Genomic DNA, 25,611 nt, shown 5'->3' on the forward strand with positions numbered 1-25,611 from the left:
TGAAAAAAGCAGCCTGCTGAATAGCGGGCTGCTTTTTTAGCTAGGTGCCGAGTTTTGTCTATTGACCTGTATTCTCAAAGGTTTTCTCAAAAACTAAGGTGATTTCACCCAGCGTTAAGCCAAATTTTCGCATAGCCGTTCGATTGATCAAGCGGCCATCCGGTTGCAGGTACATCCAATCATCCATGGTGAACGTAATCATCCGCCCGTCGATAGCAATCTCTAACGGGTATCGCATATGGAAAGCATGTCCATATTGGCGAGCTTTAACGTGTCCCTCCACGTCGCTGGCGGTGCCAACCCAGTGATGCGCGTCGATACGTTCAAACGTCCATACCCGTCGGTCGGTTTCACCATCTGAAAACACGAAGGACTCATCCAGCGTTAGTGTATCGGCCTCGTAGGTGCCCTGGATTTCCACCGTGAAGCGGCGCTGTACCTCACCAGAATAATCCTGCACCATGCCCCAGGCTCGCGTAGTCCCGGTAAAGTACTCGGCAATATCCAAGCGGGGCTCTGAATCAGCGTAATCTTCGATATCAACACCCACACAGCCAGTCAGCAGGAAGAGCAGTGTGAAAAAGCTTATGCGCAGCGAATGGATCATGGCATCATTTCCTATATTAAAATGGGCTCAGGTACAGCTATGGTAAAATATTTTAACAGCATATAGCAGCTAAGCTGTTGTAGCCACTGCGTCTTTCTCGGGTTCGCTTAATATATATTATGTTAAATAAAGTAAATTGTGTGTCTGAATAATCGTGATGACGTTGGACACTAGTCGCCCATCTCCTTATTATTCCCTCCACCTATTTGTCCAAGGATATCTCTCGTTATGCGCCCAGGTGTTTTGTGGCTAATAGCTAGCTTGTCGCTTTCAATCGCTGGCTGTGCAGCAACCCAGCCAGAAACGAATGAACCGCCTCCCCTAAGCGAAGCGTCTTTCAATACTCGTATCCTTGAATTAGAGAGCCAATTGGCGCAGCAATGCGACACCGGTTCTGAGCTTCAGACACGCCAGCTTGATCAGCAGCAGATACTCACTGCCGACGTGCGTGAAGTCGGTAGTTTGTTACGTTCGTTACGCCAAGATGTTCAGCAGTTAGAAGCCCGTGGTGAAGAACCTGTCATCATCCGCGAAGAGTGTGAAGTTGATGAAACGCTAAGCACGAAAACGCTACTGGGTCGTAGTGAATGGGTTGGTTTTCCAAGCCTGGGTACCTACCTCAAGGCGCGTGTCGATTCAGGAGCCAACACCTCATCGCTGTCGGCCGACGAAATCACCCGCTTCGAGCGTGACGGTGAAGACTGGGTGCGTTTCAAACTAGCGCTAAACGACGACGATGTGGCCGTTGAGTCGCAGCGTGATGAATGGGTAGAGGCGCCTATTGTTCGTCGGGTTCGTATTCTTCAAGCTTCTGGTGAAGAATCCCGCCCGGTTATTTCATTATTAATGACATTGGGACCTATCCGCGAAAACGTTGAGTTCACGCTGAATGACCGCTCACATTTAGAGTATCCGGTGCTACTGGGCCGGCGCTTTTTAATGGATATCGCGGTAATAGACGTCGCCGATACCTACTTACATGACCGCCCCGAGTTTCCTGGTGGCGAGCCAGCCGATCAAGCTGCTGAAGATGAAGCAGTTGATGACGACGATACAGAAGAGTAACGCTCTCCCCTGGCGCTTTACGTAGAAAGGAATCTCCATGTCACGGTTAATGTTTTATATCATTGTCGGCTTGCTGTTGGTCGCGGGCATTGCCACCAGCGTACATCGCCATGTGCAGTTTGAAATCCCCTGGCTGCCCGGTGAACAACGCCAGGTCTGGGAAATTGAAGCGGGCATAAACTTCAATGCTCAAGATGGCCCTGTGCAAGTCGACTTGGCACTGCCTTCTCATCAGGCGGGCTATCGTGTATTAACTGAAAATACAGCATCGTCAGGGTATGGCTTGGCCTACCAAGCAGATGAACTAGGCCGTACCGCTCAGTGGACGATTCGCGAAGCGGCTGGCAGCCAAACGCTGTACTACTCTGTTCAAATGCTGGTATCGCAAGATGCCCAGGCACCGGTGCAAACGCCGCCTGAAATGACCCCAATCACGCCATGGGAAAGTCCTTATGACACGGCGGCTAGCCAGCTGATCGAACAAGCCTGGGCTCGCAGCGCCAATAACGCGACGTTTGCCCGGGAGCTGATCCGAGATGTGAATGGTGAGCGCCAGGGCGAAAACGCGCGTCTTCTGTTATCTCAGGAAAACCCAGCGGCATTAGTGGTCCGCTTGCTTAACCAAGCGGGCGTATTAGCGCGCGAAGTAAGCGGCCTGCTATTGGAAGATGGACGTCGCCGCCAAACACTTAGTAGTTGGATCCAAGTGTTTGACGAGTCTGGTGAACAGTGGTCAATTTTTCACCCGCTGACAGGCGAGCAAGGCAAACCTGAAAACCTACTGTTGTGGGAAACGGGCGGTCGAGCCGTTTTAGAAGTACAAGGGGGCACCAACTCTCGGGTCACCTTCTCAATGATGACCCATGATCAGCCGGCATCAGCCGCGGTGCGCAACCACTATTCCGAGGACACGCTGCTGAATTTCTCCATTCATAGCCTGCCGTTGGAAGAACAAGCGCTATTCCAGACCATTCTGCTGATTCCGATTGGCGCGCTAATGGTGGTGTTTCTACGTGTCTTGGTAGGCATAAAGACATCCGGTACTTTCATGCCGGTTTTGATCGCCCTCGCCTTCATTCAAACCACCCTGCCCACTGGCCTGATCGGCTTCCTGCTTATCGTCGCGGTCGGGCTGATTATCCGTAACTATCTCTCTTACTTGAACTTACTGCTGGTGGCCAGGGTCTCCGCGGTTATCATCACGGTGATCGCGATCATTTCTATCTTTACTGTACTGGCCTATCGCATGGGGCTGAGTGCTGGCTTAACGATTACCTTCTTCCCGATGATCATCCTTGCCTGGACTATCGAGCGGATGTCGATTTTATGGGAAGAGGAAGGTCCTAAACAGGTATTGATCCAGGGTGGCGGCAGCTTGATTACCGCCGTCCTTGCCTATCTGGCGATGAACAATCCCTGGGTACGCCATATCACGTTCAACTTCTTAGGCGTGCAGTTGATACTCATGGCGTTGATCTTGCTGCTGGGTAATTACACGGGGTACCGACTGTTAGAGTTACGCCGCTTTAAGCCAATTACTGATGATGAGAAACCGTCATGAGTTGGTTCAACAACTGGACGTGGCCCACGCGCTTGCGTGATAAAGGCATCATTGGCATGAACCGGCGCAATATCCGCTACATAGGCCGTTATAACAGCCGCCGGCTCTATCCTTTGGTGGACGACAAGCTTAAGACCAAACTGCTTGCCCAGCAGTATGGGATAACGTCGCCAGAACTGATAGGCACTGTCACCACTCAGTTCGGGGTTAAGCACATCGGTGAAATGCTCACGGGTCATGCAGGCTTTGTTATCAAGCCTGCTAAAGGTAGCGGTGGCAAAGGGATTTTGGTGATTGAAAAGGTCGAAGATAATGCCTTTATCAAGCCAAGTGGTGCCAAGCTAACCCTCACCGATGTTGAGCGACACGTCTCTAATATTCTTTCCGGCCTCTACTCATTGGGCGGCTCGCCCGATGTGGCGGTGATTGAAACGCTGATCAATTTTGATGAAAGCCTGATGGATTACACCTACGAGGGGGTGCCCGATATCCGGGTGATCGTCTTTAAGGGCTATCCCGTTATGGCCATGATGCGGCTTTCCACCGCCGCCTCTGATGGCAAGGCAAACCTACACCAGGGCGCCGTGGGCGTGGGCTTAAACATTGCAACGGGGGCTGCACTACGCGCCGTACAGTTTGATCGGCCCTGCTTCAGTCACCCGGATACAGGGCACGACCTGGCAAGTTTAGTGGTGCCTCAGTGGGAAACACTGCTGAACCTGGCGGCGGGCTGTTATGAAATGACCGGCCTGGGGTATCTCGGCACCGATATGGTGTTGGATCGCAAGCATGGACCGATGCTGCTTGAACTGAATGCACGCCCCGGCCTAGCCATTCAAATGACCAATGGGGAAGGTTTGCGCCGTCGCCTGGATCTAATTGAGCGGCAGCCGGATGGCGTGCCTGCCAAACAGCGTGTCGCCTTTTCCCAACACCATTTCGCGCGGCAAAGTGAGCTGGTAGAAAGCCCTGACACCGCCTCCTCCAGCGCGTAGACTGGCGATAAGAGCCTATTGACGAGAGCCTAGGCTAACCACGTTCAACGAGTTGTCCATGACCCAAGCGAATACACTACTGCAGCAGGCGGAGTCTCAGTGCCACATCCGCGGCGTTCGTTTCACGCCTATACGCAGGCGCGTGCTAGAGCTGATTGCCGAAAATGGTGGTGGGCTGAAGGCGTATGATCTGCTGGATAAGCTGTCTACCGAACATGCGGCGGCTCGGCCGCCGACGGTTTATCGGGCGCTTGAGTTTCTGATTGACCAGGGCTTGGTGCATCGCATTGAGTCACAAAACTCTTATGTGGCCTGCGCGTGCCCTGAGCATGTGCATGGTTTTCAGTTGCTTATTTGCCGACACTGCGGTTACGTAGAAGAGCTGCATTTAGATGAGATCAGTGATCAACTGGCGGCTCTGGCAAACAGCCAAGGGTTTAACGTTGAGCGCCAAACCATAGAGCTGCAAGGGCTCTGCCAGGATTGTCGAACAAGCTGATGTATTCAATAGCTAGCGAGTAGAATGTATGTCCCGTTTTGACCAAGTAGCTCCAGACGCCCTTTTTAAGCAGCTTGAACGTGCCACCCCTGAGGATAGCCTGCCCGCTATTGCAACCCTGCTAACGGCTGTGCGCTTTAATGCCGATGGTTTAATCCCTGCGATTGCCCAGCAGCACGACTCCAAAGAAGTGCTAATGATGGCGTGGATGAATCGTCAGGCGCTAGAAGAGACGCTAACCACTCAGCGGGTCTGTTACTACTCGCGCTCACGGGGAAAATTGTGGCGCAAAGGGGAGTCATCGGGCCAGCAGCAACAGCTTGTGTCCGCTGCCCTTGATTGCGATGGTGACACCCTGCTTCTGCAAGTTGAGCAAACGGGACCCGCTTGCCATACCGGCCGTCGTAGCTGTTTCTATATTGGCGTGGCCGAAGAGCAGGCATCGATTACCAGCACGCCGCTAATCGATCCCGATGAGCTCTACGGCAACAAAGCCTCTTCCTAGCCATGAAGCGCCTAGCCATGAGCCGCTGGCTAACATCACTGCGATCAGCCCTGCGCTGGGCATTAACAAGCGTGATGATTGGCTGCATTAAAACCTACCAATATACGCTTAGCCCCCTTTTGGGCCCGCGCTGTCGCTTCTGGCCCAGTTGCTCGTCTTACACCATTGAAGCAATTCAGGTGCACGGGCCGATAAAAGGTGGCTGGATGGCCGTGAAGCGTATCGTCAAGTGCCACCCAGGCAGCGCTGGCGGCATGGATCCAGTACCTGGCGGCCGAAGCGAGCAGCTTTGCCGCGAGGACGAAGATGCATCCTCATCCTGTTGCAGCGACCACCATTCCCGCTAGCGCTGGTGTGCCACCTGATAGATCTTTTCAAGCATCGCATGTAAGCCGTTGCTACGGGTTGGCGAAAGATGCTTATCCAATCCCAAATCAGCTAAAAAGTGCGGTTCGGTAGCACGAATCTCTGCTGCTGAGCGGTCACTATAAATGCGTAGTAATACGGCAATCAGGCCTGACACAATAGCGGCATCGGACGTCGCCTTAAAAATCAGCTTATCGCCCTCCTCTTCATGCCGCATCCATACATTCGACTGGCAGCCCTGGATTTTAAACTCCTCGACTTTCCAATCGTCAGGGAAGTCAGGCAGCTGTTTGCCCATATCAATAATGTACTGATAACGATCCATCCAGTTATCGAATATCTCGAAATCTTCAATCAGCTCTTGCTGGGCCAGTTCGGCGCCGGAAGTGCTCATGGTATTTCCTTCTAAATGGGTAATGGCTACTGGTATAGCTATTAATGAAGCTATGAATCTGCCCCATTATAACGAGTCAATGGCGAATTGCTTAACCGATGACGCTGCTGTTCTTTATGCCACTCAATGTCTTCGGTATGCAGATAGCGTGACGTGGTATCGAGACGCGCATGACGCGCGCTTTCAGCCAAATGGCGCAGACTAATGCCCGACTGAGCCTGATGGGTAATCGATGTATGCCGTAACCAGTGTGGCGTTGCCTGACGCAGCGCGTTGACATGCTGCGATGCGCCGTCCTCCTCTTCAAGCGCTAGGGCTGCCTGCTGAAACGTTGCCCGAATCAGTCTATAAAGCTGGTTGTGGCCCAAACCGCGTTGCCCATCCAGGGCGCGTAGAGCCGGTGTATTATGCTCAAGCTCGCTAGGCTGGTCAGGCAAGCCTAGCGCCTGGCGCCACTGGCGCAGGCAGGCCAGCATATCGTCGGGCAGCGGAATCCGCGCCACCTTGCTGCCCTTACCTACCACGCTCCACCACCAACGCCCTTCGCTGCGCTGGAAATCGCCCATGCGCGCGTCTGCCATTTCACTGATACGCGGAGCAAGTAGATAGGCAAAACCAAAGATAAAGCGTCGACGCGCCTGCTCAAAAAACCTTCGACTCCCCTCTTCCACCGCTAACGGCTCATTGAGCCACTGCCAGAACCACGCCCATACATCGCTCTCCAGGTAACGCTCAATACGCGGCGCCTGATTGTTCAAGCGCCGTGATTTATCACGCATCAGGCGAAACGGGTTATGGCTAACCCATTCGGCTTCTACCAGCCAGGCAAACATGCCCTGCAGAATCACTAAGCTCTGACGCCGACTGGCGGGCGATAAAGGCCCACGAAACGGCCGCCACGCTGGGTGCGCGCGGGGCTTGGAGGGCCCTACCCACTGATCACTGGGCTGAGGGTCGGCAAGGAACAGCTCAAACCGGCGCAGCGCTTCTCTATGGATATCTGCCAGCGTAAGTCCTTGGCTATTCAGCCAGAGTAAAAGCCGCTCGGATTCCCGGCGGTACGCTTTCCAGGTTTGTGGGCTGTCAACGTACTCTTCAAGCCAAGCCATCACTGCCTGAGCATCATTTTGTGCCGTAATTCTGACATTAATCTGCCCGCTTACAGGCCTGTGATCGAGCAGCAGCGGCTCCACTCCGCCCGGTGTTAACGCAGTTGGCATGTATTATTCCCTGAGCAATCGATGTTCTCTATGTGCCAGAGTGTGCCTTTGCAGCAGTATAAATTCAAGATAATAAGGGTAATCTTGAATTTATAGTCTATTTGATAAATAAAATTACGTATTATGTAATACGTAATAATTGCTTTTTAAACCTTAAGTACCGACAATGGCGGCTATAAAATTCCCAGCAAGGATGTCATATGGCCCGCAACGGCATTCAGTACAGCGATGTTCAACACGCCATTGATGAGTTGCTCGCCCGTGGTGACACACCCAGCGTGCAGCGTATCCGCGATGTGCTGGGCACTGGCAGCTTTACAACGATTAGTGATCACTTCCGCCTTTGGCGCAGCGAGCGCGAAAAAAATCGTGATGTGCCGCCACCCAAAGGTGTGCCGGAAGTGGTCGTCACCATGGCCAGCGAGCTGTGGCGTGAGGCACAAAACGTGGCCAATCAAACGCTGCTCCACTACCGCGAAGATGCCAATCGACAGGTAGAGGACGCTCAGCGATTAGCGGAAGAAGCTAAACAGCAGGCGGCAAACGCCGAGCAGCGTGAAAGCGCCCTGGCCGAGCACTTACGTCACATTGAGCAACGAATGGAGGCACTTAATCGTGAACTAGCCGCCAGCCAAACCAATGAACGCCACTGGCATCAGTTGGCCGAAGCGTCGCAAGGAGAGGCCAAACAACTCAAGCAAGTTCAGCAACAGTTAGAGAGTCAGGCAGAAGCGCAGCGCGAAGCCCATCACCTTGCTCTCAACGAACAGCAAGCAGCCTGGGAACAGCGGCTGTTACAAGAAGAGCAGCGTCACGAAGCGGCTGAAGGAAGATTGATGGCGATGCTGGATAGCGCCCAGCAGGCGCGTGCGCAAGAAGAAAAGAGCTTCCAGAAACGGCTCCAGCAATCAGACCAGCGGATTGAAGGATTGAGCCAAGAGCTAAAATCCAAGCAGCAGGCATTGCATCAGCGGCAGTTGGAAGCCAGCGAGCGGGATCAGCAGCTTAGTGAGGCTCAGCAGCAAAACAGCGTACTGGAAAAGCAGCACCAAACACTCGCAGAGCAGTTGGAGGAAGCGCAGTCGGCGTTAAAGCACCAAGCGCAACGGCATGCCGATCAGGAAACAGCGCTACAACAAGCCTGGCAAGAGAAGCTCTGGGCACGGATGGAAGCACTCCAGCAACAGTTAGCTGATTTACCCTCCTCACTGGAAGATAAGCAGCCATCATCAAAGCGTTAATGTTGCTAGCAACAGTTAGCCAAAAAAAAGCCACCTCGCTTGAGGTGGCCGATAAGCGGAATCTATCTTGCTCGTTTAAGGCGTGTTCGGCTTAACATCATTACTGCTCAAACCGTCACTGCTAGCACTAGCTTCGCCGTTATCATCCGGTAGCTCCCAAGTACCCTCTTTTGTCCACGGGTCATTTTCGGGAAACTCTTCAATATTGATTTCCGGGTCGTTGTAGTCAGGCTGGAAGCGCAGATCATATTTCGCCGCTCGCACCATAGAGATCATCAGCAGCAGCGCGATAACCAACAGTGGCACGCCACTAACGATACTGGCCGTTTGCAGTGTTTGAAGCCCACCTAAGAACAACAGTGACATGGGCAACAAAGAAAGCGTAAATGCCCAGAAAAGGCGGTGCCAACGGGCTGGCTCTTGATTAACATTTTTCTCTGCCGCGGAGGACAGGATATAAGCAATGGAATCGAACGTGGTGGCAGTAAAGATGGAAAGCAGCACCACCACCGCTAACGTCACCAGCCATGAGAGCGGCAGTTCGCCTAATACAGCATAAAACGCTGCATTCGCCGACTGGTCGTTCATGATCTGGATAACATCCAGCGCACCCGAAAGCTGTAGATAGAGGCCATAGTTGCCCAAAATCACGAAGAACAGCGCGCAGCCAAGTGAGCCAAAAAAGATCGATCCAGCCACCATGGTCTTGATCCGGCGCCCTTTGGAGATCCGTGCGATAAATAGCCCTACGGTAGGGGCAAACACTAGCCACCAAGCCCAGTAGAAAATCGTCCAGTTTTGCGGAAAGCCACTGTCTTCAAAACCATTTAAATTGCCAAACGGCTCAGTCCAGGTGGCCATCTGAACGAGATTGCTTAACATCAGGCCGAGTGAGTTTAGGCCGGTATCCAGAATAAATACCGTTGGCCCCATCGTTAGTACAAACAGCAGTACCGCCAACCCTATCCACATATTAATATCAGAAAGTATTTCGATACCGCCTTTTAGCCCCCGCCAGGCGCTGACGGCAAACAGTGCGGTAGTACCTACAAGTACCCCGACCTGACTCAGGGCATTCGGCGTAAAACCAAATAGCCCACCCAGGCCTTCATCAATCAGTGGCACTAAAATACCCAGTGACGTGGCACCGCCGCCCAACATGCCGAAAATAAATAGGATATCAATTACGTTACCTAGCCAACTACGGGCGAGCTTCTCACCCAGCACTGGGCGGATTGCCTCACTGATGCGCAGCACCTTGTGCTTGCGCACGTGTAGGAAATACGCCATTGGCAGCGCAGGAACCAAATAGATTGACCACGCGATAGGTCCCCAATGGAACATGCCGTACGTAGCAGCCCAGGCGGTCGCTTCTTCAGAAAATGGCTCAAGATGAAATGGAGGGTTCTGCAAGTAATACATCCACTCGACCATTCCCCAGAAAACCACCGCACCACCGATACCGGCAGCGAACAACATGGCACCCCAAGAAAACAGCGAGAATTCGGGTTCGGCGTCCACATCGCCCAATTTAATTTGGCCGATATCGCTAAACACGATGTAAAACATGAAGCCTAGTGATGCTAGCCCCATCGTTTGATACAAGACACCAAAATTCTGAGTCACAAACCCCTGTGCAGCCATTACCCATACTCGCCCCATCTCGGGGAAAAGTATTAATGGAAGCGTCACTGCTAACAAAAGCCCTAATGAGCCGAAGAAAATCGGCTTATGGATATTGGCAAATGTGCTGCGAATGTTAATGTTCCTAACTCCCTATTCTCTTGTCTATCTAGCTATCCAATCAGCTAGCCAAATGAGCCCAGCGTTATACTGATGCCAAGCGTGAGGCTTTATTACACGACTCTTGCGTTGAGCACAGCTGGAATGTTCAACGTACTTTGCCGCAAAGCTATAGATGCGCATAAAAAAGCCCAGCACGTGGCTGGACTTTTCTGATGTGGTATTGCGTTTAGATTTAGCGGTAGTAGGCGTTGGTGGTGTCAGTATGGTCGGTTACATCGCGAATGCCCGCAAGCTCCGGGATGCGCTCCATCAATGTTTTCTCGACGCCATCTTTCAGGGTTAAATCAACCGCTGCGCAGCCCTGGCAACCGCCGCCAAAAGCTAAGACAGCGTATTGCTGCTCAGTCAGCTCAACCAGCTTGATCTCACCGCCGTGGGCCGCGAGCCCTGGGTTAATCTCGCTGTAAAGCACGTAATTAATGCGGTCTTCAAGAGGGCTGTCCGCATTTACCTTGGGCATCTTGGCGTTGGGCGCCTTGATGGTTAGCTGGCCGCCCATGCGATCGGCATTGAAATCTACCACCGCCTCTTCCATAAAGGCCAGGCTGTTTTTGTCGAGATACACATTGATCTTCTCGAGTTCTAACAGCACATCCGTCGGCTCTTCTTCACCTGGACGGCAGTACGCCAAGCAGGTCTCTGCGTAAGGCGTGCCCGGCTGGGTAATGAAAATGCGTACAGCGATACCTTCAACGTTCTGCTTTTCCAGCAGTTCTGCCAGGTATTCTTGCGCGCTATCGGTAATATCAATACTTTGGGTATCGATATTGGTATCTGTTTCGCTAGTCGTGGTCATGAGGGCTGTCTTCCTCCCGTGGTAGTGGCGGACGCCACTTCACATGTCATTTGTCACTATGGTAAGCAAAACGGCGCGCTGACACAATCCCGACTGTTTTAGTAGACTATTTAAATGCTGTTTCTCAAACGCGTGTAGTGATTGTCTTAGCTTATGCACCGTATAGCGCTCCCTGGGGGCGCCTTTTGCTATGCCTTTTGTTATCATTATGCGCCTTATTACGACAGATACTGCTTTTCCGACGATAACAACATCCCCTTTGACGACTGTGACGCTGGAGAACTCCCCCTGCCATGGCTGATAGTGCTTTGACCGCAACCCTCACCCAACGCCTTGCCGAACGTATCCTAATTCTGGACGGCGGCATGGGCACCATGCTGCAGAATGCCCAGCTGAGCGAGGAGGATTTTCGTGGCGAACGGTTCAGTGACTGGCCCTCTGATCTCAAAGGCAACAACGACCTGCTCGCGCTCACCTGCCCTGATGTTGTCACGCGGATTCACCGCGACTATTTAGAGGCCGGTGCGGACATCATCGAGACCAATACTTTTAACAGCACCCAGCTGTCTCAGTCCGATTACGGTATGGAAGCGCTGGTGGTGGAACTCAACCGCGAGTCAGCGCGTCTCGCCCGCGAGGTGTGTGATGCTGTTGCCGCCGAAACCGGCGTGCCCCGTTATGTCGCTGGCGTGTTAGGCCCCACCTCGCGCACCGCGTCGCTATCGCCGGATGTTAATGACCCGGCCAAGCGCAATGTCACCTTTGATGAGCTTCGCGAGAACTACTACGAAGCCGCGGAAGCTCTTATTGCGGGCGGTGCCGATCTGATCATGATCGAAACCATCTTCGATACGCTCAACGCCAAAGCGGCTATCTATGCCCTGGAAGAGCTGTTTGACGCTCGCGGCGAACGCTTACCGGTAATGATCTCCGGCACGATTACCGATGCTTCAGGCCGTACCCTATCCGGCCAAACCACCGAAGCGTTCTGGAACTCGGTGCGCCACGCCCAGCCGTTATCCGTTGGCTTGAACTGTGCCTTAGGCGCCGAAGAGCTTCGCCCTTACCTGGAAGAGCTTTCATCCAAGGCCGACACTTTTGTCTCCGCGCACCCCAACGCGGGCCTGCCCAACGAGTTTGGTGAGTACGACCAAACACCGGAAGAGATGTCCGAGATCGTCAGTGAGTTCGCATCTAGCGGGCTGGTCAATATTATCGGCGGCTGCTGTGGCTCCACACCTGAACATATTCGCGCGATTGCTGATTCCGTTCGGGATATGGCGCCGCGCTCTATTCCCGAGCGCAGCCGCGCCTGCCGTTTATCCGGTCTTGAGCCGTTCAATATTGAGGCCGACTCACTGTTCGTCAACGTAGGCGAGCGTACCAACGTCACCGGCTCGGCGCGCTTCAAGCGCCTGATTGTAGAGGAAGACTTCACCACCGCCTTGGAAGTTGCCCTTGAGCAGGTAGAGAACGGCGCCCAGATCATCGATATCAATATGGACGAAGGCATGCTCGAGTCCAAGGAAGCCATGGAGCGCTTCCTTAACTTGATCGCCGGTGAGCCCGATATCGCCCGTGTGCCGATCATGATCGACTCCTCCAAGTGGGAGATCATCGAAGCCGGCCTGAAGTGCGTTCAAGGCAAGGCGGTGGTGAACTCCATCTCGCTCAAAGAAGGCGAAGACGCCTTCCGCGAACAGGCGACCAAGTGCCGCCGCTTTGGTGCTGCCATTGTGGTGATGGCGTTCGATGAAGAGGGCCAGGCAGACACCTTTGCGCGAAAAACCGAAATTTGTCAGCGCGCCTACCGCCTGTTGGTCGATGAAATTGGCTTCCCCGCCGAAGATATCATTTTCGACCCGAACATCTTCGCCATCGGCACCGGGATCGAAGAGCACAATAACTACGCAGTCGACTTTATCGAAGCCACTCAGTGGATTCGCGACAACCTGCCCCACGCCATGGTATCTGGCGGCGTTTCGAACGTCTCGTTCTCGTTTCGTGGCAACAATCCGGTGCGCGAAGCGATTCACTCAGCGTTTCTTTATCATGCGATCCGCGCTGGCCTCACCATGGGGATTGTTAACGCGGGCCAGCTCGCCGTTTATGATGACCTCCCCGCCGAGCTGCGCGATGCCGTTGAGGATGTGGTGCTCAACCGCCGTAGCGATGGCACTGAGCGCCTGCTGGATATTGCCGACAAGTACAAAGGCGACGGCAGCGGCGCTCCCAAAAAAGAAGACCTTGAGTGGCGCAGTTGGCCGGTTAACAAACGTATTCAGCATGCGCTGGTTAAAGGGATTACGGTGTATATCGAAGATGACACCGAAGAGGCCCGCGCCCAGGCTGAGCGCCCTATCGAGGTCATCGAAGGCCCGTTGATGGACGGCATGAATGTCGTCGGCGATTTATTTGGCGACGGAAAAATGTTCCTGCCTCAGGTGGTCAAGTCCGCACGAGTCATGAAGCAGGCCGTGGCCTACTTGATTCCTTATATCGAGGCTGAGAAAAGCGAAGAGACCAAAGCCAAAGGCAAGATCGTCATGGCCACGGTCAAAGGCGATGTGCACGATATCGGTAAAAACATCGTTGGCGTTGTGCTGCAGTGTAATAACTACGAAGTAATTGATCTGGGCGTCATGGTGGCCGCCGATAAGATTCTGCAGGCGGCCAAAGATCACAACGCGGATATTATTGGTCTTTCCGGGCTGATTACTCCGTCGCTGGATGAAATGGTGCACGTGGCTAAAGAGATGCAACGTCGCGGCATGGATCTCCCCTTATTGATTGGCGGTGCCACTACCTCTAAAGCGCATACCGCGGTGAAAATAGAGCCGCAGTACGAACACCCAGTGATTTACGTTACCGATGCCTCGCGCGCGGTGGGCGTTGCAGGCCGTTTGCTGGCCCCCAACCAAAAAGCCGCTTATGTCGCTGAAATTCGCGAAGAGTACGAAAAGGTGCGTGAGCGTAATGCCAAGCGCCGCCCCAAAGCAGCGGACCTGGACTACACCCAGGCGCGCAAGCGTCGCTTCCGCACCGACTGGAACGCCCATACCCCAGCCGAACCCAATATGCTGGGGCTAAAAACGTTCGACGACTACGATCTTGAAGAATTGATCGAGCGCATCGACTGGACGCCCTTCTTCATGAGCTGGCAACTGGCGGGCAAGTATCCCAAGATTCTTGACGACAAGGTGGTAGGTGAAGCAGCCCGCAATCTGTTTGAAGACGCCAAAGTCATGCTGCGCAAATTGGTTGACGAGAAGCGCGTGCAGGCCCGCGGCGTCATCGGACTATGGCCCGCTAATAGCGTGGATGATGACGTAATCGAGGTGTATGCCGACGAGTCGCGCAGCGAAGTCATTGAACGTCTTTTCCACATTCGTCAGCAAACGACGAAAGGACGCGACGGTATCTGCTACAGCCTGGCCGATTTCATTGCCCCAAAAGAGAGCGGCAAACCCGACTGGATTGGTGGTTTCGCGGTCACTACCGGCCACGGTGTCGATGAGCTCTCCAAAGCGTATGAGGCGGCTGGTGATGACTACAATGCCATCATGGTGCAGGCATTAACGGATCGCCTGGCGGAAGCCTTTGCCGAACGTATGCACGAACGCGTACGCAAAGAGTATTGGGGCTATGTGCCAGATGAAACGTTAGACAACGATGCTCTGATTGCCGAGAAATATCAGGGCATCCGCCCTGCCCCTGGCTACCCCGCCTGTCCGGATCATACCGAAAAAGCAGCACTCTTCCGGCTGTTGGATGCGACTGAAAATACCGGTCTAGCGCTAACCGAAAACTTTGCCATGTGGCCTGCAGCAGCGGTTTCCGGCTGGTACTTTGCCCATCCACAGTCAAAATACTTTTCGACCGGCAAAATTACCCGCGATCAGGTCGAAGCAATTGCTGCACGTAAGCAGATGCCGCTTGAGGAGATGGAGCGTTGGCTCTCACCGGTGCTCTCCTACGACCCGAGCTGATTAGTGCTGTTGGCAAACCGCCATCGCAAGGTGATCCGCCTTGCCTTCCCGATTATGTTGGGCATGCTGTCGCAAAGCGTGCTCAACTTGATCGATGCTGCCCTGGTAGGCCATTTGGGTGAAGTGGCGCTTGCCGGTGTGGGGGTGGGCGGTTACATCATGTTTATGCTGAGTGCGGTGGTGTTTGGCCTCTCTTCCAGTGTCCAATCACAAACCGCGCAGCGGGTGGGCGCGACCCAAGCAGAGCTCTTCCACCCACTGCAGTCGGGCCTGCTTATCGGGCTTGCGGTTGCCCTGCCGCTTTCACTCTGGGCTTGGTGGCAAGCGCCGCTACTGATTGGCTTGATTACTCAGGCCGAGGAGGTGCAAAACGTTGCCATCAGCTATTTCCGCTGGAGAGTTGTGTCACTGACCGCCATCGCGCTGGTGCTCTGTTTTCGTGGCTACTGGAACGGACGCCAACAGACACACCTCTACTTGCTTATCATTGTGGCGGTTCACCTGCTCAATGTGGCGGTCAGTGCGGGGTTGATCTACGGCCTGGCGGGTTTGCCTGACATGGGGCCAAGTGGCGCTGGTGCCGGTACCACGGTGTCACTGTTTGTGGGATTGATAGTGTGGTGCTGGGTAAGTATAAAACGCGCTTCTACTCAGCCATTTTTGACACATTTGCCATGCTTGGTCACCCTGCGTACTACTTTGACGCTTGCCGTACCCCACTCAACGCAGCAGGTTTTGTTTGCAGCGGGCTACGCGGTACTATTTTGGCTATTAAGCCAACTGGGCACGGCCAGTATCGCGGTTGGCCATGTACTGATTAATTTATCGCTGCTGTTGATTTTACCAGGAGTGGGAATAGGCGTTGCCGCCATGAGCTTGGTCGGCGAAGCGCTAGGCCGAGACGCCCAGCACGAAGCTCACCGCTGGGGGCTGGATGCACTGCGCGTTGCTTGGCTGCTACTGCTGGTGTTGGCACTTCCCATGCTCATCATGCCCGAGCATGTATTAAGCCTATTTTTCAATAATGACGAACTAGTTGCCTTAGGAACACTGCCGCTGCAGTTAACCGGTGTAATGATTGTGCTTGATGCCGCTGCCTTAGTACTTGCCCAGGCCTTGATGGGCGCGGGGGCTCAGCGCACCGTCATGCTGCTGACGCTGGGAATGCAGTGGCTATTTTTTCTTCCCCTGGCTTGGTGGGTCGGGGTTGGCCTGGGGTATGGCATATTGGGTATCTGGCTGATACAGCTACTTTACCGCTTGATAAACTCGTTAGGATTCTTATGGGTATGGCAGCGTCGCCGCTGGCTGATGCTACCTGTTTAACCCTGTTGTTTAAGACTGTTGCTTAAAGCTGTTGTTTAAAAACCGTGCTTCAAACCTGGCTTTTTATGGGGCCGCCTTTGCTTTACCATTCTCTAAATAGCTTTTAGTGATAAAAAGATAATTATATATTCTTTTGTAGAATATGACGCCCGCGTTAAGGTGACGCTACATTAACGTCCGTCTCAACGTGACCATTTCGCTTTTTAGCAGGATCGTGCCACATGTACCGTTATGATATTCACGACCAAACACTGGTTGATGAGCGTGTCGCTCAGTTCCGCGACCAAATGGAACGCTACCGCGCTGGGCGTTTGGGTGAAGAAGAGTTCCGCCCATTAAGGTTGCAGAACGGCCTCTATATTCAACGCCATGCGCCTATGCTGCGTATTGCAATACCTTACGGCATGCTGGCGGGTAATCAACTGCGTGCCCTGGCTGAGATTACTCGCCGCTATGACCGTGGTTACGGCCATTTCACCACGCGGCAGAACCTTCAGTTGAACTGGCCTGCCCTTGAGGATGTGCCGGATATCCTGGCCGACCTGGCCAAGGTGCAGATGCACGCCATTCAGACCAGTGGCAACTGTATCCGTAACACCACCAGCGACCAGTTTGCTGGTATCGCCAATGATGAAGTGGAAGATCCGCGCCCCTGGTGCGAGCTGATTCGTCAGTGGTCTACCCTGCATCCTGAATTTGCCTATTTGCCGCGTAAATTCAAAATCGCCGTCAGCGGTGCCGCACAAGACCGCGCCGCGATTCAGGTACACGATATTGGCCTACGCCTATGGCGCAATGCTGATGGCGAGCTGCGCATTAAAGTTTTGGCCGGTGGTGGGCTTGGCCGCACGCCAATGATTGCGGACGTGGTACGTGAAGACCTGCCCTGGCAGCACCTGCTGACCTATCTGGAAGCCTGTGTGCGGGTTTACAACCAGTTCGGTCGTCGTGATAACAAGTTCAAAGCGCGGATCAAGATTCTCGTCAAAGCACTGGGCATCGAAGAGTTCCGCCGCCGGGTTGATGAAGAGTGGGCGCACCTGAAAGATGGCCCGCAAACACTCAACCAAGCAGCGGTCGATGCGGCCAAGGGCCACTTCCCCGAGCCGGAGCGTCGCCCGGTGGCGGAAAACGCCAATGAAGCGTTTGACGAACTGCGTGCTGAGAATCGCAGCTTCGCCCGCTTTGTGACCAATAACGTCTCGGATCACAAAGTGCCTGGCTATAAGGCGGTAACGCTTTCCCTGAAGCGTCGTGAACATGCGCCCGGCGATGTGACTGCTGATCAGATGGAAGCCGTCGCCGATTTGGCTGATCGCTACAGCTTTGGTGAAGTACGCGTTACCCACGAGCAGAACTTGGTGCTTTCTGATGTGCCGGTCGATGAGCTGGAAGCGCTGTGGAAAGAACTTGATACGCTGGGCATGGCTAATCCTACGGTGGGTACGCTTAACGATATTATCTGCTGCCCTGGCGGCGACTACTGCAGCTTGGCCAATGCGGTGTCTATTCCCATCGCACAGGCGCTGCAGGAGCGCTTCGAAGACCTGGACTTCCTTTACGACTTGGGGCCGCTGGATCTGAACATTTCCGGCTGCATGAATGCCTGTGGCCATCACCACGTCGGCCATATCGGCATCTTAGGCGTCGATAAGAAAGGCGAAGAGTTCTACCAGATTTCCATTGGCGGTAATTCCACTGATGATGCGTCACTGGGTAAGATTCTAGGCCCTTCATTTTTCCGCTCTGATGTGCCGGATGTCGTCGAAAAAATATTAGAAGTCTACGTGGCGCAGCGCCATGAAGACGAGCGCTTCCTGGATACTTACCGCCGTATTGGCTTAAAACCCTTCAAGGAGCGTGTTTATGCCTAATAAAGCCAGTGAGACAACCGCTGAACCCGTTGAACAGACGCCAGTGCATGTTGATCATCTGATTGCCAACGGCGAGCTAGCGGCGGAGAACGCTTGGTGTGTCTCCTACGATGCAGAAGCACTTCCCGAACAGCGCCCGGCATTTGTACCGCTGACGCTGTGGCAAGCCAATCAGGAGGATACCGAGCTGGCGCCACTGCTCACCAGCGACACCGAACTAACGGCCGAGTTGGCACAACAGCTTGGCAGCGCTCAGGCCATTGCGATTGACTTTCCTGCCTTCACCGATGGGCGTGGCTACAGTCTGGCGCGCCTGCTGCGCGAGCGCTACGGTTACGAGGGGGAAGTTCGTGCCGTGGGCGATGTGCTGGTAGATCAGCTGGACTACATGCGACGCTGCGGGTTTTCGAGCATGGCATTGCGTGATGATCAGCACCCAGAGGATGCCCTGCGTGCGCTAAGCTTTATCAGCGTTCGCTACCAGCCTGATGTGGAAGAGCGTCAGGCGCTGTTTGAACGCCGCTTAACCGCTAGCGAGTAGTTTTAAAATGACGTAAAAGGGCAGCTTCGGCTGCCCTTTTTGCTGTCCTTTTGACGGTTAGGCTAGCAGATTAGCCTCGTCGCTTCTGCTGGCGCTCGCGGTTATTGGCTTTGGCACGGTCACTCTTGCGCAGCATGACCCAGGTGGCGCCTAGCCCCCCTTCTGAAGACTGGGCGGATACATACGCCTGGACTTCCTCAAACTGGCTGAGCCACTTGGCAAGATAGGAACGCAGCACGTTGGCAGGACTGTCGATTTCGCGCCCCCGGCCATGAACAATCATGACTGAGCGCAAGTCATGGGCATAGGCTTCCTGAATGAACGGGAACAGCATTCGGCGGCACTCACTCAAGGGTCGACGCAGCAGGTGCAGCTGTGATTGAACGCTATAACCGCCGTGCCTTAATTTATCGACCACCCCTTGCTGAATACCCTCACGCCGATACTCCATCGGGTCGAACGGAGGAATCAAATCGACAAAATCATCGGATAGAAAGTTGCGCGCCCCCATCTCCTCTTCCGCCCATTCACGGCGAGCCAGCTGCGCCTCAGAAGGCCTTTTGCGATTAGCGCCAGGGTCTGCACGATTGCTTGGTGGTAGTGGCTTAACATCGCCGATTAGATCACGAAAATCCATATCATCACGAAGTGGCTGATTCATTGCAGGCTCCTCCGGCAGGATCAAAAGACCATCTGTGTTACATAGGTAGCCTAGCAAATCTGGCCCCTTTGCTTAAGCAGATTAATAAGTCGACAGCCCAGTGCTTGAAACATAGGGCTTTATAAATAGAGCTTAAATTGTAGAGCTTGTTTTCACCAAGTTGGCGCGCCAAGCTATGCAGCCATTTTTTCACCATCAATCAGAGGCGCTTTGGTTTGGCTATAACGGTGTGGCTTAAACGTCTTTTTATTATCGGTGGCGTGGGGTTGCTCAGCCTAGCGGGATGGCTATGGTTAACCATGCTGAGCCCGTGGTTTTATGACCGCCCGGAGAACCTGGCCGACATCGAACAGCGCCCTCATCAGGTCTTCGTTTATGGCACGCTGCGTTACGCGCCCATTCGCTTTGTGGTTATGGGCAGTTTCGGCGACCCTGAAAAGGCCACTCTGGAAGGGTACCAGCGCGATGGGCTGGACCTTTCCCCCCAGCCTGGGAGTGATGTAGAAGGCCTGCTGCTCCATGTGGATGCTGATGAACTGGCCCGCCTTGACCGCTATGAACGACTGGGTATTCGTTATGAGCGAATGGAAATCACCCTCAGCGATGGCAGGCGCGCCTGGGTTTATCTACGTTTACCGACGCTAGAAAATACGTTTGTACCAGACGCGGACTTACCAATAGCTCTGGTACCATAGGCAACCATGTTATGTGCTATTCGCGTGACAGCTTCCATGATCCTAGCCAGGAATAATGATGAGTGAAATGACTCCGTACGTTTTGGTGCTCTACTACTCCCGCTCAGGGGCAACGGCCACCATGGCGCAGCAGATTGCCGCAGGTGTAGAAAGTGTGTCCGGCATTCAGGCACGCTTGCGCACAGTGGCACCGGTTTCAACCACCTGTGAAGCCGTCGATCCCGAGATTCCTGAACAGGGCGCGGTGTATGCTGACTTAGACGATTTACGCAACTGCAGCGCACTGGCGCTCGGTAGCCCAACACGGTTTGGCAACATGGCCGCGCCGCTGAAATATTTTATCGACTCCACCAGTAGCCTCTGGATGAACGGTGCACTAATTGACAAGCCCGCCTGCGCGTTTACCTCGACATCGAGCCTGCACGGTGGCCAAGAAAGCACACTGCTAACCATGCTGGTACCACTCCTGCATCATGGCATGGTCTATGCCGGCGTGCCGTATAGTGAAACCACACTGCTGGAAACCCACACCGGCGGCACACCCTACGGTGCCAGTCACTTGGCCGGTACTCGCAGTGATCGCTCGGTGGATGAGCACGAGCGCGCGCTATGCGTGGCCCAGGGCAAACGGTTAGCGCGGCTCGCCCTTGCCCTGCACGCTATGCGTCAGGAGGCATTATGAGACAGTGGTTAGAAGACGTAGAAGCCCGTCATGGGATTGATAAGCTCACACAGCGAACCCGCCAACTGGTGTTGGCCAGCTTTGCTATTTTATTGGTGCTGGTTATTTACCGAGGCTTTCTAGTACAAGGCGACGAGTTTAACTGGCGCCCGGTGTTAGCCTTTGTCCTGCCCCTGGTACTGTTCCTGCCTTCCATCATTGGCCAGCGAGCCCGTGGTCATGCGTGGCTGGCATTTGTCAGTCTGCTCTATTTTACTCAGGGGATAATGTTGGCAACGTTGCCTGGGCAAAGTATGCGCGGGCTTCTAGAAGCGGCCGTTTCGCTGGCTCTATTTACTGGGTGCATGGGCTATGCGCGCTTCCGTAGCCGTCAGCTACGTCAATAAATAGCGTTTAAAACCAAAACCATACGACAACGCCAGCAGCTATTAGCAGAGCACCCAGCGCTCGTAAACGCAGCATGGAGGCAGTTAACGGCTCATTGTGAGCATCGGTCGGCTGCTGGTGAAAGCGCTTGGTACCTCCCAGCATCGCCGCTAACAGCGGCTCTCCAAGCAGCCGATGTACCACCAGCCCGACCAAGTGCAGCCCAATCAAGATGATCAAGAGATCGCTATTCCACTGATGCAAGGTTCGCAACTGGCTGCTAGCCCCTTCCCCAAACAAGCCATAGAGTGGCGCCTGAAAAAAGATGTCGTCGCTCAAAAACAGACCGCTGACTGCTTGAAAAGTGAGCGAGAGCAGCATGATCATCACCATCCAGCCGCCTAACGGGTTATGGCTGGCATAAGCACTCGGCTGTCGCTGGATGAGTGCCTTTGAATAGGCCATTGTTTTAGCTGGTGGATACAAAAATGTCTTGAATCTCGCATAGACACTACCCAGCACGCCCCATACCCAGCGAAATACAAGTAACCCAAGTATCAGATAACCTGCCTGAGCGTGTACCTCCATGGGAAAGAGAAAAGGCGCGCCGCTGGTCTTGGTGGTATAAAATGAGATCAACACTGCCAGCACCAATCCCCAATGAAACAGGCGCATCCAACTATCCCATACTTCAATTGCTACCTTGCCACGCATAGCCCTTTCCTCTATCAGCAGTGATGAGCTAACCGGTGGTGAGCCCGTATGGGTGAGACAGCTTCGCATTAATTCTAACTTTCTCATAGAATGCGGGACAGTTAGTCGCAACCAAGTTTGTCTCTACCGGAGAAGTGACCGTCGTGAATAGGTGCGTTAAACATTCATTGATGGCGATCACTTGAGCTTTAAAGGCAGACCAGCGAACATGGAATAAATTCAAGGGAGAAGCATTCGATGACACGTAATATAGCCGATATCAGGCGTGATTATGAAGGCGGCAGGCTTGATGAATCCCAGGCACCTGACGATCCATTCGTGTTATTCGATGAGTGGTTCACTCTTGCGCTGGAGAAAGAGGGCAAGGATGGTAATGCCATGACGCTTGCCACCGTTGACAGTCAAGGCAGGCCCCATGCCCGGGTAGTACTGCTAAAGGGGTTTGATGAGCGTGGCATGGTCTTTTTTACCAATTACCATAGCCATAAAGGTAGCGAGTTGAGCAATGTACCCTTCGCTGCCATGACCTTTTGGTGGCCTTCGCTGTCTCGGCAGGTGCGTATCGAAGGCCCCGTTGAGCCAGTATCTGCCGAAGAGTCTGACGAGTATTTTGCCAGCCGCCCACGCGGCAGCCAGCTGGGTGCGTGGATTGCGACTCAGAGCGTTGTGATTCCCGATCGCAACTGGATCGAAGAGCGTCAAAACCGTTTCGAGCAAGCCTATGATGGTCAGGACATCCCTCGCCCTGTCCATTGGGGTGGCTATCGCGTCGAACCGGAAATGATCGAGTTTTGGCAGGGCCAGCCTAGCCGCCTGCACGATCGGCTGCGCTTTGAACGCCGCGATGGTGGCGAGTGGGGCCGCTTCCGGTTGGCGCCATAACGTAACGATACGCCTAAGGCCTGACGATAAAAACGCAGGCCTTTTAAGTTGTTAGCCCGGCGCTTAGTCCGGCAAGCTTTCCAGGCGGTGCCGCTGCCACTCGCTTTCGGGTTCGTTGAGACGCAGCACGGCATCTATGACCTGCTCTTCCATGTTGTAACGGCTCTTGAATCCCAGGTGTTTCATCAAGGCCCGCATCGGGTGGTTGTCGACCATGATTTTTCCGATCATTTCCAGCGTGCCGATGTTAGTGCAGTAAGCAATCATCTTTTTCATCAGCAGGCTGCCAATGCCCAGCCCCTGCAGGTCATCTCGAATGATGATCGAAAACTCGGTACGGATATTGTCCGGGTCGTTCCATACCCGCACTACCCCTAGCATTTCTTTGCTGCCATCTTCGCTCAAGTGTTCGGCGATAAACGCCATCTGGCGGTCATAATTGATATGCGACAAGATCGACAGATCGCGCTGAGTAAGATTGGACTTATTGTGGAAGTAGCGAAAGCGAATACTCTCTTCCGACAACTGGCGGTGGAAAGTGGTAATCAGGTGGGCATCTTCGGCGCGAATTGGTCTTACTTCTACTTTCCAGCCATTTTTGAGTGTTACCCATTCACGCAGCTCTTCCGGATACGGCATGATCGCAAAACGCGACGGCGTACCAAGATCCATGGCGAAATCCACAGCGACCATGCCATCGCGATTAAGCAGCAATGGGTTCACTTCCAGCCCACGCAAATCGCCCAAATCCGAGGCCATCTGCGATAGTTTCACCAGCATTTGGCACAGGTGCTGTATATCGCGTTCAGGGTCCGCGGAGTGTTCTCGGATTAGCGAAGCGGCATGGGTTCGGCCCACCACATCGGCTGCCAGGCTCATATTAAGCGGTGGTAGCGCTACTTGGCGGTCAGCCAGTACGTTGACCTTGTAGCCGCCGATACCAAAGACGATCAGCGGCCCAAACACAGGGTCGCGAGTAATACCTGCGCAAATTTGCATCGAGTGTTTGCCACGCTGCATAGGCTGCAAACAGTATTCACGGATCGCGTACTCGGGGAATTTCTCGGCTACCTTGTCGCCCAGTCGCCGCACGCCTTCAGCTACCTGTTCGGGTGTTTCCAAATCCTGCAGCAGGCCTGCCGAAATTTTATGCGGGTGTTTACGGTAGCGGTAAGGGCGGCAGTTGCCTTCATGAACCACCTTAAGCGCTTTGGTGCCGGGGATTTCTGTCGCGCGGGCAAGCGCTTCGTCCGGGTTCGCCAGATAGACGCTCGGCGCGGTTGGAATGCCATACGCCTCAAGCACCTGGGCGGTTTCCGAGTGGGTTAGCGTCTGCCTACCCTGCTCTTTTGCCCCTTTGATCAACGTGCGACATTGGGCACGAATTTCCGGACTGGTTGAAAACGGCAAACTGGGAGGGATCTCCTGCAACAGCGCCTGAACGCGTTGGTAAATCACCATATGCATAAACGCCTTGACCGCTTTTTCAGGCGAAATATAGGTCGGAATTCCGGCCAGATTACAGGCGTGTCTGGCGTTGAGTGCCTCTTTTAGGCCCATCCAACTAGTCAGCAGGTTACGGCGAAACTTCTTGCGATTATCGATTAAGGCCTGGGCCGTCACCAGCGAAGGGGCCATGCGGGTGGGGGCATGAACCACTAACACGGCGTCTACGTTGGCGTCGGACGCGACAATCTCCAGTGCCTGGACAAACCTCTCGGGTGAGGCGTTACCGCCCAGGTCCACCGGATTCTCGCCTGGTTTACTCATATCGACTTCGCTACGGTGTAGCGCAGCCTGGGTTTCGGCGCTAAATTCAGCCAATTTGCCGCCGGCACTGATCAATTTATCGATGGCCAGCATGGCAGGACCCAAACCATTCGAGACAATCGCCAGGCGGTCGCCCTTCAGCGGCTTCATTCGCGAGAGGGTTTCCAGCGCGTCGAGCAGTTCGTCGGAGTCATCAACCCGCACAACGCCCGCACGGGCAAAAGCGGCATCAAACACCACGTCGCGGTTGGCGATACCAGGCGTCGGTGCCATGCCGGAAATATCCGACTCTGGTGTACGGCCGCTTTTGATGGCCAGCACCAAACGGTTGCGTGAGGCGTCACGTACGGCGGTCATAAAGTGCTGAGCGTCACTGATCCGCTCCAGATGCAACAATATGGCTTGCGCGGGAGAAAACTGGTTAACGTAATCGATTAAATCCGGCAGCAGCACATCAACGCTGTCGCCAACCGTAATCAGATGTGAAAAGCCGACATCCCGCCCCGCGGCCCAATCTATCATCGCATTGGCAAGCATACCGGACTGGCCAAGGTAGGCGACCTTACCTGCCTTCACCGGCTGACTGGCATACGAGGCGTTGAGTTTTTTACCCGGGACAATCAGCCCCATGCACTCCGGGCCCAGCACACGAATACCGGAGACGCGTGCCGCACTCAGCATGCGTTCGCGAATCGAGCCCTTGTTGCCCTTGTCGCGATCCAGATAGGCGCCTCCGGAGAGCACCAGGGCAGCCTTGACGCCGTGCTGACCAAGCTTTTTGATCAGGTCAGGCACGCCCTCGATAGGCGTGCAGACCACAGCCAGATCAGGTACCTCAGGCAGTTCACTCACCCGGCTCACGCAGGGGGCGCCGAATACCAGCGGGTACCCCTTGAGATTGACCGCCCAGAGCGCCCCCTTGAAGCCGCCCTCTTGAATATTTCTCAGCACTAAACCGCCCAGCGATGAGGGCTTTTCAGAGGCGCCAAACACCGCTAGTGTATGAGGTTCAAAGAAATGGTGTAAAAAGCGCGTGCTCACGAATGAGTCTCCCCT

Annotated in this window: 23 protein-coding genes; 15 read left to right on the top strand and 8 right to left on the bottom strand. The window is 54.1% G+C overall.

Features of this window, described 5'->3' with window-relative positions; all coding sequences use genetic code 11:
- Nucleotides 1-58: 58 nt before the first annotated feature.
- On the bottom strand, nucleotides 59-607 hold the full coding sequence (locus HUO07_RS01790) for a DUF3833 domain-containing protein (protein WP_176302128.1): 549 nt from the start codon (nucleotides 605-607) through the stop codon (nucleotides 59-61).
- Between the two features lie 228 nt (nucleotides 608-835).
- On the opposite strand from HUO07_RS01790, the gene HUO07_RS01795 reads away from it, so the two are divergent.
- From HUO07_RS01795 to yidD, 6 genes are read left to right on the top strand one after another with little or no spacing between them, the layout of a single operon-like run.
- Nucleotides 836-1,672: an ATP-dependent zinc protease family protein gene (locus HUO07_RS01795; protein ID WP_176302129.1), complete on the top strand. Its 837-nt coding sequence runs from the start codon at nucleotides 836-838 to the stop codon at nucleotides 1,670-1,672.
- 37 nt (nucleotides 1,673-1,709) lie between these two features.
- Entirely contained in the window at nucleotides 1,710-3,233 is a 1,524-nt protein-coding gene (locus HUO07_RS01800) for an inactive transglutaminase family protein (protein WP_176302130.1), read from the top strand.
- Entirely contained in the window at nucleotides 3,230-4,228 is a 999-nt protein-coding gene (locus tag HUO07_RS01805) for an alpha-L-glutamate ligase-like protein (protein WP_176302131.1), read from the top strand. The genes HUO07_RS01800 and HUO07_RS01805 overlap by 4 nt, the downstream gene beginning before the upstream one ends.
- Before the next feature lie 58 nt (nucleotides 4,229-4,286).
- A complete protein-coding gene (locus HUO07_RS01810; protein ID WP_008957956.1) occupies nucleotides 4,287-4,727 on the top strand; it encodes a transcriptional repressor in 441 nt (146 codons plus the stop codon).
- Nucleotides 4,728-4,755: 28 nt separating this feature from the next.
- Nucleotides 4,756-5,232: a phosphoribosyl-AMP cyclohydrolase gene (hisI, locus tag HUO07_RS01815; RefSeq protein ID WP_176302132.1), complete on the top strand. Its 477-nt coding sequence runs from the start codon at nucleotides 4,756-4,758 to the stop codon at nucleotides 5,230-5,232.
- Nucleotides 5,233-5,249: 17 nt separating this feature from the next.
- Entirely contained in the window at nucleotides 5,250-5,579 is a 330-nt protein-coding gene (gene yidD / locus HUO07_RS01820) for a membrane protein insertion efficiency factor YidD (protein ID WP_176302133.1), read from the top strand.
- On the opposite strand, the gene HUO07_RS01825 is transcribed toward yidD, so the two are convergent.
- Both HUO07_RS01825 and HUO07_RS01830 read right to left on the bottom strand, forming a co-directional pair.
- On the bottom strand, nucleotides 5,576-5,992 hold the full coding sequence (locus HUO07_RS01825) for a SufE family protein (RefSeq protein ID WP_176302134.1): 417 nt from the start codon (nucleotides 5,990-5,992) through the stop codon (nucleotides 5,576-5,578). The two genes, yidD and HUO07_RS01825, sit on opposite strands and share 4 nt — an antisense overlap.
- A 50-nt stretch (nucleotides 5,993-6,042) precedes the next feature.
- Nucleotides 6,043-7,212, bottom strand: a complete 1,170-nt coding sequence (locus HUO07_RS01830; protein WP_176302135.1) for a tyrosine-type recombinase/integrase — start codon at nucleotides 7,210-7,212, stop codon at nucleotides 6,043-6,045.
- Between the two features lie 200 nt (nucleotides 7,213-7,412).
- Between HUO07_RS01830 and HUO07_RS01835 the strand changes: the two genes are divergently transcribed.
- On the top strand, nucleotides 7,413-8,453 hold the full coding sequence (locus HUO07_RS01835; RefSeq protein WP_176302136.1) for a DNA-binding protein: 1,041 nt from the start codon (nucleotides 7,413-7,415) through the stop codon (nucleotides 8,451-8,453).
- A gap of 75 nt (nucleotides 8,454-8,528) precedes the next feature.
- Here the strand turns inward: HUO07_RS01835 and HUO07_RS01840 are convergent, their stop codons facing one another.
- Complete coding sequence (locus HUO07_RS01840; RefSeq protein WP_340162484.1) at nucleotides 8,529-10,217, bottom strand: BCCT family transporter; 1,689 nt, start codon at nucleotides 10,215-10,217, stop codon at nucleotides 8,529-8,531.
- Between the two features lie 214 nt (nucleotides 10,218-10,431).
- On the bottom strand, nucleotides 10,432-11,055 hold the full coding sequence (gene nfuA, locus HUO07_RS01845) for a Fe-S biogenesis protein NfuA (RefSeq protein ID WP_176302137.1): 624 nt from the start codon (nucleotides 11,053-11,055) through the stop codon (nucleotides 10,432-10,434).
- Between the two features lie 293 nt (nucleotides 11,056-11,348).
- Between nfuA and metH the strand changes: the two genes are divergently transcribed.
- The 4 genes from metH (at nucleotide 11,349) to HUO07_RS01865 (ending at nucleotide 18,785) form a co-directional block, all read left to right on the top strand.
- The gene (gene metH, locus HUO07_RS01850) at nucleotides 11,349-15,044 is read left to right on the top strand and encodes a methionine synthase (protein ID WP_176302138.1); all 3,696 of its coding nucleotides are present in this window, start codon (nucleotides 11,349-11,351) and stop codon (nucleotides 15,042-15,044) included.
- 54 nt (nucleotides 15,045-15,098) lie between these two features.
- Complete coding sequence (locus HUO07_RS01855) at nucleotides 15,099-16,370, top strand: MATE family efflux transporter (protein WP_176302271.1); 1,272 nt, start codon at nucleotides 15,099-15,101, stop codon at nucleotides 16,368-16,370.
- Between the two features lie 221 nt (nucleotides 16,371-16,591).
- Complete coding sequence (locus HUO07_RS01860; protein WP_176302139.1) at nucleotides 16,592-18,244, top strand: nitrite/sulfite reductase; 1,653 nt, start codon at nucleotides 16,592-16,594, stop codon at nucleotides 18,242-18,244.
- Nucleotides 18,237-18,785, top strand: a complete 549-nt coding sequence (locus HUO07_RS01865; protein WP_176302140.1) for a DUF934 domain-containing protein — start codon at nucleotides 18,237-18,239, stop codon at nucleotides 18,783-18,785. The genes HUO07_RS01860 and HUO07_RS01865 overlap by 8 nt, the downstream gene beginning before the upstream one ends.
- Nucleotides 18,786-18,855: 70 nt before the next feature.
- Here HUO07_RS01865 and smrA read toward each other — a convergent pair whose 3' ends face one another.
- Complete coding sequence (gene smrA, locus HUO07_RS01870) at nucleotides 18,856-19,446, bottom strand: DNA endonuclease SmrA (RefSeq protein WP_176302141.1); 591 nt, start codon at nucleotides 19,444-19,446, stop codon at nucleotides 18,856-18,858.
- Nucleotides 19,447-19,661: 215 nt separating this feature from the next.
- Between smrA and HUO07_RS01875 the strand changes: the two genes are divergently transcribed.
- Genes HUO07_RS01875 through HUO07_RS01885 form a run of 3 tightly spaced genes read left to right on the top strand, consistent with a single transcriptional unit; the run spans nucleotide 19,662 to nucleotide 21,209 of the window.
- On the top strand, nucleotides 19,662-20,141 hold the full coding sequence (locus tag HUO07_RS01875) for a gamma-glutamylcyclotransferase family protein (RefSeq protein WP_217908750.1): 480 nt from the start codon (nucleotides 19,662-19,664) through the stop codon (nucleotides 20,139-20,141).
- Between the two features lie 58 nt (nucleotides 20,142-20,199).
- Nucleotides 20,200-20,823, top strand: coding sequence for an NAD(P)H:quinone oxidoreductase (gene wrbA / locus HUO07_RS01880; RefSeq protein ID WP_176302142.1), 624 nt, complete (start codon nucleotides 20,200-20,202; stop codon nucleotides 20,821-20,823).
- The gene (locus HUO07_RS01885; RefSeq protein ID WP_176302143.1) at nucleotides 20,820-21,209 is read left to right on the top strand and encodes a DUF2069 domain-containing protein; all 390 of its coding nucleotides are present in this window, start codon (nucleotides 20,820-20,822) and stop codon (nucleotides 21,207-21,209) included. Before wrbA ends, HUO07_RS01885 begins: the two co-directional genes overlap by 4 nt.
- 7 nt (nucleotides 21,210-21,216) lie before the next feature.
- On the opposite strand, the gene HUO07_RS01890 is transcribed toward HUO07_RS01885, so the two are convergent.
- Nucleotides 21,217-21,903, bottom strand: coding sequence for a cytochrome b/b6 domain-containing protein (locus HUO07_RS01890; protein ID WP_176302144.1), 687 nt, complete (start codon nucleotides 21,901-21,903; stop codon nucleotides 21,217-21,219).
- 237 nt (nucleotides 21,904-22,140) lie between these two features.
- Here HUO07_RS01890 and pdxH point away from each other — a divergent pair, with 237 nt between their 5' ends.
- Entirely contained in the window at nucleotides 22,141-22,785 is a 645-nt protein-coding gene (gene pdxH / locus HUO07_RS01895; RefSeq protein WP_176302145.1) for a pyridoxamine 5'-phosphate oxidase, read from the top strand.
- A gap of 63 nt (nucleotides 22,786-22,848) precedes the next feature.
- Here the strand turns inward: pdxH and HUO07_RS01900 are convergent, their stop codons facing one another.
- Complete coding sequence (locus HUO07_RS01900) at nucleotides 22,849-25,596, bottom strand: GNAT family N-acetyltransferase (RefSeq protein ID WP_176302146.1); 2,748 nt, start codon at nucleotides 25,594-25,596, stop codon at nucleotides 22,849-22,851.
- Nucleotides 25,597-25,611 lie beyond the last annotated feature (15 nt).

Origin of the sequence: Vreelandella maris, from assembly GCF_013371085.1 — a bacterium.
In the GTDB taxonomy this organism is placed as follows: domain Bacteria; phylum Pseudomonadota; class Gammaproteobacteria; order Pseudomonadales; family Halomonadaceae; genus Vreelandella; species Vreelandella maris.

Coding starts and splice junctions, on each gene's coding strand:
- HUO07_RS01790 (WP_176302128.1), bottom strand. CDS start 607: ATGATCCATTCGCTGCGCATAAGCTTTTTCACACTGCTCTTCCTGCTG.
- HUO07_RS01795 (WP_176302129.1), top strand. CDS start 836: ATGCGCCCAGGTGTTTTGTGGCTAATAGCTAGCTTGTCGCTTTCAATC.
- HUO07_RS01800 (WP_176302130.1), top strand. CDS start 1,710: ATGTCACGGTTAATGTTTTATATCATTGTCGGCTTGCTGTTGGTCGCG.
- HUO07_RS01805 (WP_176302131.1), top strand. CDS start 3,230: ATGAGTTGGTTCAACAACTGGACGTGGCCCACGCGCTTGCGTGATAAA.
- HUO07_RS01810 (WP_008957956.1), top strand. CDS start 4,287: ATGACCCAAGCGAATACACTACTGCAGCAGGCGGAGTCTCAGTGCCAC.
- hisI (WP_176302132.1), top strand. CDS start 4,756: ATGTCCCGTTTTGACCAAGTAGCTCCAGACGCCCTTTTTAAGCAGCTT.
- yidD (WP_176302133.1), top strand. CDS start 5,250: ATGAGCCGCTGGCTAACATCACTGCGATCAGCCCTGCGCTGGGCATTA.
- HUO07_RS01825 (WP_176302134.1), bottom strand. CDS start 5,992: ATGAGCACTTCCGGCGCCGAACTGGCCCAGCAAGAGCTGATTGAAGAT.
- HUO07_RS01830 (WP_176302135.1), bottom strand. CDS start 7,212: ATGCCAACTGCGTTAACACCGGGCGGAGTGGAGCCGCTGCTGCTCGAT.
- HUO07_RS01835 (WP_176302136.1), top strand. CDS start 7,413: ATGGCCCGCAACGGCATTCAGTACAGCGATGTTCAACACGCCATTGAT.
- nfuA (WP_176302137.1), bottom strand. CDS start 11,055: ATGACCACGACTAGCGAAACAGATACCAATATCGATACCCAAAGTATT.
- metH (WP_176302138.1), top strand. CDS start 11,349: ATGGCTGATAGTGCTTTGACCGCAACCCTCACCCAACGCCTTGCCGAA.
- HUO07_RS01855 (WP_176302271.1), top strand. CDS start 15,099: ATGTTGGGCATGCTGTCGCAAAGCGTGCTCAACTTGATCGATGCTGCC.
- HUO07_RS01860 (WP_176302139.1), top strand. CDS start 16,592: ATGTACCGTTATGATATTCACGACCAAACACTGGTTGATGAGCGTGTC.
- HUO07_RS01865 (WP_176302140.1), top strand. CDS start 18,237: ATGCCTAATAAAGCCAGTGAGACAACCGCTGAACCCGTTGAACAGACG.
- smrA (WP_176302141.1), bottom strand. CDS start 19,446: ATGAATCAGCCACTTCGTGATGATATGGATTTTCGTGATCTAATCGGC.
- wrbA (WP_176302142.1), top strand. CDS start 20,200: ATGAGTGAAATGACTCCGTACGTTTTGGTGCTCTACTACTCCCGCTCA.
- HUO07_RS01885 (WP_176302143.1), top strand. CDS start 20,820: ATGAGACAGTGGTTAGAAGACGTAGAAGCCCGTCATGGGATTGATAAG.
- HUO07_RS01890 (WP_176302144.1), bottom strand. CDS start 21,903: ATGCGTGGCAAGGTAGCAATTGAAGTATGGGATAGTTGGATGCGCCTG.
- pdxH (WP_176302145.1), top strand. CDS start 22,141: ATGACACGTAATATAGCCGATATCAGGCGTGATTATGAAGGCGGCAGG.